Source organism: Granulicatella seriolae (genome assembly GCF_024543085.1).
Lineage (GTDB): Bacteria > Bacillota > Bacilli > Lactobacillales > Aerococcaceae > Granulicatella > Granulicatella seriolae.
This window is the reverse complement of the sequence record NZ_JANHNZ010000005.1, coordinates 78,086-88,748: the sequence shown is the minus strand read 5'-3', so window position 1 is coordinate 88,748 and position 10,663 is coordinate 78,086. Positions and strand designations below refer to the sequence as shown.

The window sequence follows — 10,663 nt, the reverse complement described above, 5'->3', positions numbered from 1 at the left end:
CTGCATATGTGCCAGGAACTTCGCTTGTAAAGCCTCCGTCTGTGACTAACTCTACTCTATCTAATGGGTAATTCCCATCTTCTGGGTCGCTTGCTGATACTAGTAAATCACGGATATTTAGAGAGTTACCTTGGGTTATGGTACGGCCTTCCGCTACCACTTTTGGCGCTTGGTTTAATGGTATAGCCTTTGGCTGAACGATGACCTCGACTGTGATGGTATTGCTTGCCCCATCGTTATCCGTTACTTTGAAGGTAACTGCATATGTGCCAGGAACTTCGCTTGTAAAGCCTCCGTCTGTGACTAACTCTACTCTATCTAATGGGTAATTCCCATCTTCTGGGTCGCTTGCTGATACTAGTAAATCACGGATATTTAGAGAGCTACCTTGGGTTATGGTACGGCCTTCCGCTACCACTTTTGGCGCTTGGTTTAATGGTAAAGGTGTTGCAATATCTCTAACATATTGATACGTGTAGGTAATTTTTTTGCCTGTTTCAAAGTTAATTGTTGATTCGCTACCATCAGAAGTAAGTTCAGTGCTTATTGGATTGCTACCATCCAAATCAGCAACCGTTTGGATAATTTTAAAAAACTTATAGCCTTTCAAGGTTCCTGTATCAGGAGTATCATCTTTTACTGTTCGAATTGTTTCATTCGTTGCATCACGTTCAATTTGCGGTCTTGTGTCTGTTGAATCTGGCGAATCATTCAAATTACCATCTTTACGAGTAAAATACTCATGAATCTCTTGGAAGCTCGCTCCAACTACAGTGATAGTACGAGAAATTGGCACAGCATAGGCTCCTAGATTATTCCCAATTTCATTTGGTAGTAGTCCTAAAATACTGTCTTGAGCGTCAGGTGCTGCATAGACATATGTTAAATTTACTACTTGGCCTGCATATTCACTTTTATTCAATTCTTTTTCAAGCTCTGCAAGTGTAAAAGCGGTTGATTGATTATTAACACGCACTCTTACTCTCGTTACATCTATACCAATCTTATCCCCTGAATGATCTACACCTTGGTCATTTAGAACAAAACTATTCATTCCAATTACTGTATTAAAGTCAATTTTAGTAGGATCATAGACAGTTGGAGTAACTAAATCCCCAAAATCACTAAAGAAAGGACGAGTAGTTTCTATTTTGAACTTAGATATATTTGGTCCATATAGTTTTAGTAAATCTGTAGATGTTGGATTCGTGATTCCCGCACGTGTATATAGTTCTTCACGGTACTCTACTGGAACATCAGCTATGTTTGCACTGTTTGTCCCACTTATTCCTGATGCATACACAAAATAGACCACATCAATTTGATTGTCCGAATCACTAAGACGACTAGCTAGATTTGCCTTATAGCTTTCGTCTAGCTTAGAATCCCTATAAAAGCCAATGACCTGAATTTGCCCACCAAACTTTGGAGCGATTGATTGAGCTCCTGATGTATTTTGCAAAGTTCTTAAATTCTCATTGAGATAACGGTTGAAATCCTCAATACTAACATCATTTAATTGTCTATTTGCTGTTCCTATTGCGCTTGTCAATCCTAATTTACCTAAAAATCCTAACTTAGAATAACCGTTAGGAGTTGTTCCTAGTGTTGTAATGGTATTCAAGTAGTATTTTCCATTTTCATCCTTACCTAACACATGATTGCCATCTTGATCAATAGCAGTTAAATATGCTTGTGTCCCTTTAGTTGCATACATTCCACCTCGAAGCGTCAGCCATATGTCCTCACGATTCTGATTGTAACGTGTTGGAATAACGATATTATTCTCACCAGTTAGCATATAATCATTGACAGTTCCATTCTCACCGTAACCATACACATCTGGTTTTGCTGCTACCCCAAGTTCTGAGTATTTCACCGTTGGATTACCTGCTGTCAGGCGACTAAAGTAGGTATTTGCGTATATACTATTAGGAACTCCTGAAATTCTTTGTATTAAATTTGCAGGCACCACTTGAGTGATATCAAACCTTGAATGCGTATTAATTAGATTAGCCGTCCCATCAGGCAATTTGACAGCATCTCCATTATTCCTTGAAAACTGGTCCTCTGGAGAAAGGTTGTTTGCTAAATAAAATTCATTATAAGTCATTCCATCTTGATATTGAATTAACCCCTTCGCCGCAGAGTTTGTTAAATTAGTTAGCACATTTGCAGCAACAGAATCTTTTATTTTTATATCCAGCCATGATTTATCTATGGTCGCATCTTCATAATAGTTACGATCTGTCTCTAAAAAATTGTCGCCTTGTGTTGATACAACAGTTATTTGAGCTGTTGCTGTTTGTACTGTTCCATCTTCAGCTGTCAATGTATAGGTTACCCCATAAATTCCTGCCGTATCTTTATCAACACTTCCTGTTACAACCACTTGACTACTAGCGTTGATTCCATCAATTGAGGCAATATCGATTAGAGCTCTAGGGTTTAAAGTAGTTCCCTCTTCTATTGTTATAGCATTCGTTACCGAAAGGACAACTGCTTGTGCTATTTTGTTCTCACCTAACACTGATCTAGCGACCTCATTAGTTTCCGAAAACGTAGCTACTTCTGGCAGCATATCAGTTTCAGTAGATGTTTCGCTGTCTTCTACTACTGATTTCTCCAGATTATCGATTTTTTCTTTACTTGCTTCTTCTGTTTTTTCAGAATCAACTGTTTCTTCAACAAGTACTGTATCAGCTGTCGTAACGGTACCCACTTCATCAGCATATACCGTTCCTCCTACTATACAAAACAACCCCATACATACCGAAGCAACTCCTGTACTTAATTTCCGAATTGAGTATCGCCTGATTAGATTATTATCCTTCATAGACCTTCGCTCCTTTTCTGATAACCAAACAACTATTTCCTACATTAGCTATAACAATTTGACCATAGATTTTTATTGTATTACCAAATTTTAAAATGGGTTGTTTTTATCTTTCAAAAACATTAGTAACGCAATAATTTTAGTGAAATATCAGTCTTTATCAACTTAGATTCTAGTTTTCAAAACCTCTTCTAATACTCTTCAACCCACTTTAACATACTTACATCCATCCACTACCACCTTTCATTTGACTATTAACATCATTAACAAGATAACTTATTGCAACAACTGTACATTAAATAGACACATTTGTAAAGGGTATACCTTATAGTGACTTAATCTTAAGATATCTTAAGGAAACTCTTTCTAAAATCTGAATCCGAATGACTAATTCCTTTTATAAACAAACAAAAAACTAAGTGGTAAATTCTAACTTTGACCATCCGGCAACGCTAGTAAGCAAAAAATCTGTAGATGGTTTTTATAGAAATAACAGATTCAGCATTTCTACCAAAACTATTTGGATTTCTAATAAAACTATCTACAGATTTTTTGTATATTAATAACAGATGTAACCCGGTAAGGATCCCTTATCTAGGCTAACTTCGCCTCAGCATCCATCACTAATTGTTTTAATCTATCTTCTGTCCAAAAAGCCGATTGTAGTTTCACGGAGTCTTTATAAAACTCAGTTCGTTTACTGTTTTCTACAGTTATCTGCGTACTTACTGGACTTGTTTGATTAATTGGATTAATAATCCCTTGCGTCATTAAATGGTATGAATTGGTAATTTGACTTGGGTTAAAAGTTTCCCCTATAAATTGATAAGTTCTAGGGTCAACATTTCCTAAAGCAACTGTATTCGTTATGGTCAAATCTTGATGTCCTTCTGCAGCCCCTACAATAGATCCTATTCTTTTACGAGAATCTCTTTCATTTAATAATAGAACATCAACTGAGGATGCTACTCTATCCAATATGACTGTGTTCGCCGCACCACCAACAAGTCCGCCATCATGAGTAGATTCCACTTTGACTGTTCCTGATGCATAAACATCTTCTAAGCGACCGCCAATCATTCTACCGATTAAGCCAGCTACATAATAGTGGTAGCCATCTACAGAGAGATTTCTGGCTTCAATTTCTTTGAAGGAACTATCTTCAGCATAGCCAACTAAAGCTCCAATGGCCTCACGACCACTTACAGTTACATCAAGCAAGTTAACTTTTTCAATCTGCGCAGACCTGGCGGTGTTGGCTAAAGCACCGATATTCTTGTTGTGTCCTTTTTGAAGGTTAGCTTTTTCCAGAGTTACGTTGCTCACTTTTCCTTGTAATAGATTAAATAAGGCTCTATCAAGATTCAAGACGCGATAGCCATTGCCATCAAAGACACCTGTAAAGTTTTGGATAAGCGCATTAGAACTAGCATCTTTTGCGGATAGCACATCAATATCCGCTACCAATTTATAGTTATTACTTGGGTCACCTGAAATATTCAAGAGTTCTTCAACCGTAGATATTTGAATAGGGATTACTAGGATAGATTCTGAACCTAAATCTGGTCCACTCAAGAGCTTAGGAGCCTGTCCATTCTCTACCGAACTTAAATCCCACAAGGTTACATCTACACCAAAAAGTTGTTTGTAAAAATCTTGGCTAGTTAACTCTTGGTCACTAATCTCTTTGATTTGATCTGACACAACCCCTAGTCTATTCGTATCGGAAGTAAGATTCGTCTTAGAATATACATAGTTACCACTATAGTTTTGGAAGGATGATTCTGAACCGACCAGCTTGTAACCTAGTTGTCCTTTTGAGACAGACACACTATTTTTTAAACTAGTATTTGAGCTCGATCCAAGCAATCCAGCAGTACTTTCAGCATAGTTCCCTCTTACAGTTGCACTTGAAAATGCGTTTTCAATCACACTTCCATCACGTGAAAGTCCAACCAGCCCTCCAATATGGTATTGGCTGCCACGTACTTGTCCTGTCACGGCTACATTTTTAAAGTAGGTTCTTGCTGCTTCGCCCACTAGACCACCAACATGCGAACTGATAATATCCAGTTTTGTATCTGCCGAACTGTTACTAATAAATGAGTAATTCGTAACTCCTACGAGACCACCAATATACCTACCCTTACTATTAATCGTGACATTTGCTGCATGAACATTGTCAAGAATTGAATGATTAATCGTTTTGGCTAAAGCACCTTGTCGGTCGTTATCTTTGTTAATCAGAACATCTACTAATTGCACATTTTTGAAAATCGCATGTTTAGCCTCATCGAACAATGGTGCAGACAAACCACTAATCTTATGGTTTTTACCATCCAATTGTCCTCTAAAGACAGACTCAATGTAGCTATTAACAGCTGTTTCTTGCCCAAAGTCTAAGTCCGCATTCAAATGGTACCTTCCCATTGGATTAGCTTTTACTTTTGACAAGAAGTCACTTGCTGTATCAATTGCGATGCTGTCTACATTTACTACAGGCCCTGCTCTGAAGTCATCACTAACTCGTTTCAAGTTATAGTAGAGCATGAAGCGTAAATTCAAGGTGTCTGTAAGATTGGTGCTATTGCTTCTAGCTGCATCCTTGAGCATGGTTTCTTTAAACAAGGCAATAATAGCAGCAGAATCTATGGTAGCAACCCTCAACAACTTTTCTTGAACAGCAGTATATTTTTCTTTTTTAAAGCTTTCAAAATCTATCTCCTCATTCCCCGTTGCAGCTTTTAATGCAGCAAGGTCTGAGCGATTACCGGATACTACAGACAAGAAGCCATCGTAGCCAGATTCTCCAGCCATTTGGTAGGCAAAGTATTTAAAGGTTGTCCCATCACCTGAGCCATTTGGATTATAGGCTTGTGACCAGTAGCTATCGTTGATACTAGAGCCGCCATAGGTATTCTTCTCAAATGTTTTAGGCCCGTGTCCAGGACGAAGCATGAGATTGTTAGTGACTAGATCATTAATATCTTTTAGGTTCATTGCCTCTATTTCCTGTGCAGTCACCCTCTTAATCGCAGAAGTCGAATGATCATTCCCATCTGGATAATACATCTGGAAGACCAGTGCGCTTTGTTGCTCACTCGACAATTGTAAGAAAGCCTGTGCCTCAAGGTAGTCTAACGTGTAGATCGTCTCAAACATCTTCTTATAAAAATCAGCAAACTTCTCAGGTGAATCAATTCGCTCTAACGTATAGTTTGTAGAATAGTCATCCTCTTTCTTCAAGTCGTAGGAAAGATTAACTGGCAGTGACGTAGCTTCCAATGACTGTTCTAATAGATTTTGGGCAAAGTCTTCCGCTCCCATTCCATCTCGTCGACCAAGCTTATTAAAGAATAGCCAACCTTCTTGGTTATGAGTCGATTCATGGGTTAGAACAAAATAAGCATCTAACATTCTGTAGAAAACCCAATAAGTGTTTGATCCATCTGCATAAGCACCTGAACCATTTTGAGCTGGTGTGGTGCCAAACATTTGGAAGAGATCACTAATAACTGCATCCTTAGCGGTATCCGCCTCGTGAGCTTGACCAAAGGAATAGTTCTTATCAAAGTTCCCAACCAAACTACCCGGTAAATTTTGACTCATTTCTGGATTTATTTTAGTAAAAGCTTCATAGAAGATCGAAGCTTGGTTAGCGTAATCTACCATTTTTTTCTTTAATTTCTCAATGTTTTCCGGCGATCTATCTCTTGCATCGTAGTCTTTTTGCTCAAAATTCAGATAGGTGTCTATGGAACCAAAAGCAATCTGAGTTGGCATGCTTAAGATGTATAGCTGGTCAGTTGGCATAGTAAAGACTGGCAGTAAGAAATTATCGCCTCTGTAACGTCTTAATTGGTTCCATACCTTAATATTGACATGGTCTCCTAGATTTTGACGAGTTGGTTCAAGCGCTATTCCCTTATAGGTCGCTTTAAACCACTCATTCATATCTCCCTTAAATTCAGGGTACTGAAGAGCCACAACTTTTTCTATCAAATCCCCTACCGAAGCAACACCTAAGTTATCCCTGAAAGTGGCATCATAGACACGGTTGGTATTATTGCCATCTCTTCCCCAGCTAATATATCCCCATTCTGAACGAGGCGTTCCTTTAATAAAACGTTCCATACTGCTCAAGGTTGTTGAATCATCCTTCTTACCAAAGAAGTCATTGTGTGAAAGAACAATATCCGCTAAGTTTATACCTCTAAAATCAACATTGAAGAAACGATCCACATAGTTAAAGAAGTATTTTATCTCTGGAAGGCGAACTGCCATCATTGATTCCAGATTTTTTTCGATAATAGGACTTTCAAAAGAGACATTGTACTCTGAATTAGCAGCTAGGAATCCCTTAATATAGGATTCTACCTTTGGATTTAATTGTTCTAGATTTCTCAAAAGAACCATTCTAGTTCCATTGTTTTGACGATCTTTTAGTAATTCGTCGTTATCTAAAGCTTTCATCTGTTCTGTCAAGGTATTAACCAAAGCCACATCCGAACGTAAGACATATTTATCAAATTGATAAGGCATGTTCAGATTTGGAATATGGTAGATGGCAATGTCATTCAGTCGTTTGTTAAAGGTAACATCTACAATTTCCTTGCGGTTATCTTCGTAATTAATCTGTACTTTGTCAAGTCGATTTTCCGCTCCTTGCTCTAGGTAGTTGACTAGTTTCCCTTCTGAGGTCAACCCCATAACTGACATGACTTTGTTGCTAGCTAATAAAGTACTAGCGTCTATGGTTTTGGCATGATGAATCAAGTTGCTAGCGTCATAATACGGCATAAAATGATGAAGATTGTCATAAACAAGAGCTTTATCCGCTTCATAATTCAATCGGTCTTTCAACCAAGCGTCCAATCCTTGCGTTTTCTTAGGGTCCATAAGACTAACCTTACCATCTCCTGCAACCTCTACCTCTAAAACAAGACCTTCTTTTCGTTTGCCATCCTCATAATAAACAGTATTATCTTGGTCAAACACGATAGAGATACGGTCACCAGAACGTTTAAACTCTTTAATCTTGCTCATTCGGTTAGGACTATCTTTAAGAGCAATGTTGGCAATATATTTTTCTGGGCGCAAATCATTGACGTCTAATCTATCACTAGCTTTAACTATGGTTCCTTTAAGATTGTCAGGTCCTGGATAAGTGATGTCAACATCCTGTAAGAAAGTGATTCCTGTAATAGTTTTGTACTCAAGAACTTGTAAGACATTCTCAATTTTACCAGAAGCCAGTTCTTTGTTTTCTTGGTGGTAAGCCGCGTGGTCAGCCCTTACAATATCGGCTATAAGGCTCCAAGAATAGGCTTCTGCAAGGTCACGTTTTATCCTCACTCGATTAATACCATGGCTAATCTCTTGTTCTAGGACAGAATTTCCTAAGTTATCTGTTACCACTAGTTGACTCTTATTTTTGATGGCACCATCTAAATCTTGAAGTTCTACTAGTAAGTCAAAATGGTCTTCTGTTTGCTCTAGATCCAGCTGCTTAGCTAGAGGCGCTTCTTTGATGACAATCAGATGTAGGTCCTTTTGAACAGCGAAGGCTTGTCCATCAGCTAAAATCAGTTGCCGAATCTCTAAAAGTGTTTCTTGCGACAAAGTCGATGAATCCATAGAAATGATATAGTTATCATTTTCCTTTCGTAGCCCATGCTTTTGACCATTTATCTCAACAGAATCTATTGGATGACCTAAATCATCCATAGTCATGATCACGTCAAACGGTTGTCCTTTATCTAGATAAATAGTTGAGCTACCTTCTAAGGTATGGGCATATGGAGAATCAATTGTTGCTGTTTTAAGTGTTAGACTGGCTGTTCCGAGTTCTATCAATTGATGGACAGCTTCTTTTTTAATCACCTGTTTAGAAACTTCTCTACTAACTTCTATCCCTTTATGCTTGGTAACGATATAGCTTGTTTCTGTAAGCCCTTCTTCCCCTTTTTGAAGAATATTTCTTGTTCCTAACAAGAGCTTATCTGAAGACACTTCTTTAACCATATATGGAATAGGAGTTTCTTCTACCAATGTCTCCGTCGTAACTATAGGCTTAGTTCCAACACGTGTGATTTGAGGTTTCATCTCAGCAATCAATTCTGTTTCTTCTAACACCTTCGTTTGAGTTGCGTCAACCACTCCATTAACGATTGTTACTTCTTGAAAAACTTGTCTTTTCCCAGCTTGCCCAACTTGGATAAGTTCTGAGAAATCACTATAGCTCTCTGGATCCTCTACAATCTCCTCGGTAAATGGCTCCTCAAGGATTTTGTAAACTTGTTTTTCACGCTGAATAACTGGTTGTTCTGGTTGTTCTGGTTGTTCTGGTTGTTCTGGTTGTTCTGGTTGTTCTGGTTGTTCTGGTTGTTCTGGGGTTTCTGGCTGTTCTGGGGTTTCTGGCTGTTCTGGGGTTTCCGGCTGTTTTGGTTCTTCCGTTACGGTTGGTTGCTCTAGTTCTTCATTAGGTTCCTTTTCTGGGTCCTTATCTGGCTCTATTGTTTCAATAGGCTTTTCAGGTTCAATAGGTTCTTCAGAATTTGGTTCATTTGGCCGTACAGGATTTGCTTCTTCTTCCGGGAATGTGATATCTACATCGGTATTCGTTGAATCACCGGTTGGGTCAATATCCAATTCGGGGTCTTCTTTTTTTGGTTCCTCGTTTTTAGGTTCTTCTTTTTCGGGCTCTTCTTTTTCAGGTGGTAAAACTTCTTCAATGTGCCCTGAATTTGGTAATTCTACCTCTGCCGTTTCCTTGTCTACCTGATTTGGTTCTTTGGGCACTTCCGGATTAGAAGGGACATCCCCCTTAATAACAGGCTGATTTGTTGGTTGTTGGCCGGTATCAAGGACAGGTCTTGGTTGGTTCGATCCAGGTCTTACTCGATAAAGAATGCCTTTTAATAGGTTACCTGTGTAGATTAAATCTCTATTAGCAATCTGATTCAAACTTACCAATTCATCGACACTTGTTCCTGTAACACGTGAAATTCTATTCAGCGTATCGCCCCACTGAATAACATATTCTGACAATTCTAACTCTTCTTGTCTAACAATCTCTGAATGAATTTCGTCTACCGAATTGGCTGTCCAAGGATTTGTTACTTTGCTATGACTTGCTTTCTGCTCCTCTCGAGTAGCTTTTTCATTGGTTACTCGATCAACTGGATCTTCTTTTTTGGTTTCGTGAAGTTTTTCTTGCGGTTTTGCTCCCTGAACTTCTTCTACTATCGGCAGTTTTTCTAGCGTAACATCTTTTTCCTCTTTTAATACAGGCTCTGATTCTGATGCAAGTTCTTCTTTTTTCTCTATTTCCTCAAGCGAAGTATCACCCTCTGCAATCAATTCCCCACTTGCTTGCTTTGGTTTAAGTTCCTCATCAGCTTGCCCTTTCTCTTTGTTCTCGGGCAGCACCTGCGTTTCAGGCAATACACTTCCAACTTGCTCCTCTATTCCTACATTTACTGACGAAGACTGAATTTCGTCTGCAAAAACCGTCCCACTAGCTAAGCCAATAGCAAGCATCAAACTAGCTGAAACTGCAATCCATCTCCCCTTAGATTTTCTCAATAGTTTCAAACAACACATCTCCTTCCACCTAATCTGTAAATAATTTCTCTACATTACTATAACATGGTTATAAAGCCTATTCATAGTGCTTTACAAAATTATTTACTTAAAACCTGATTAAATTTGCAAAAAGAATCGGAAATCAAAAAGGGAAAGTGAAACGATTTGTTAAACTATATATCTTACAACACAGTAAACATTTTACTAAACTCCTTATCAATTCACTCCATTCCAAACATA

The 10,663-nt window shown here is 38.4% G+C and carries 2 protein-coding genes; both read right to left on the bottom strand.

Annotated features, from left to right (window positions below; all coding sequences use genetic code 11):
- The coding region (locus NPA36_RS06395; protein ID WP_256945291.1) for an immunoglobulin-like domain-containing protein at window positions 1-2,836 on the bottom strand (2,836 nt) is incomplete at its 3' end.
- 594 nt (window positions 2,837-3,430) lie between these two features.
- On the bottom strand, window positions 3,431-10,432 hold the full coding sequence (locus NPA36_RS06390) for a ZmpA/ZmpB/ZmpC family metallo-endopeptidase (protein WP_256945290.1): 7,002 nt from the start codon (window positions 10,430-10,432) through the stop codon (window positions 3,431-3,433).
- Window positions 10,433-10,663 lie beyond the last annotated feature (231 nt).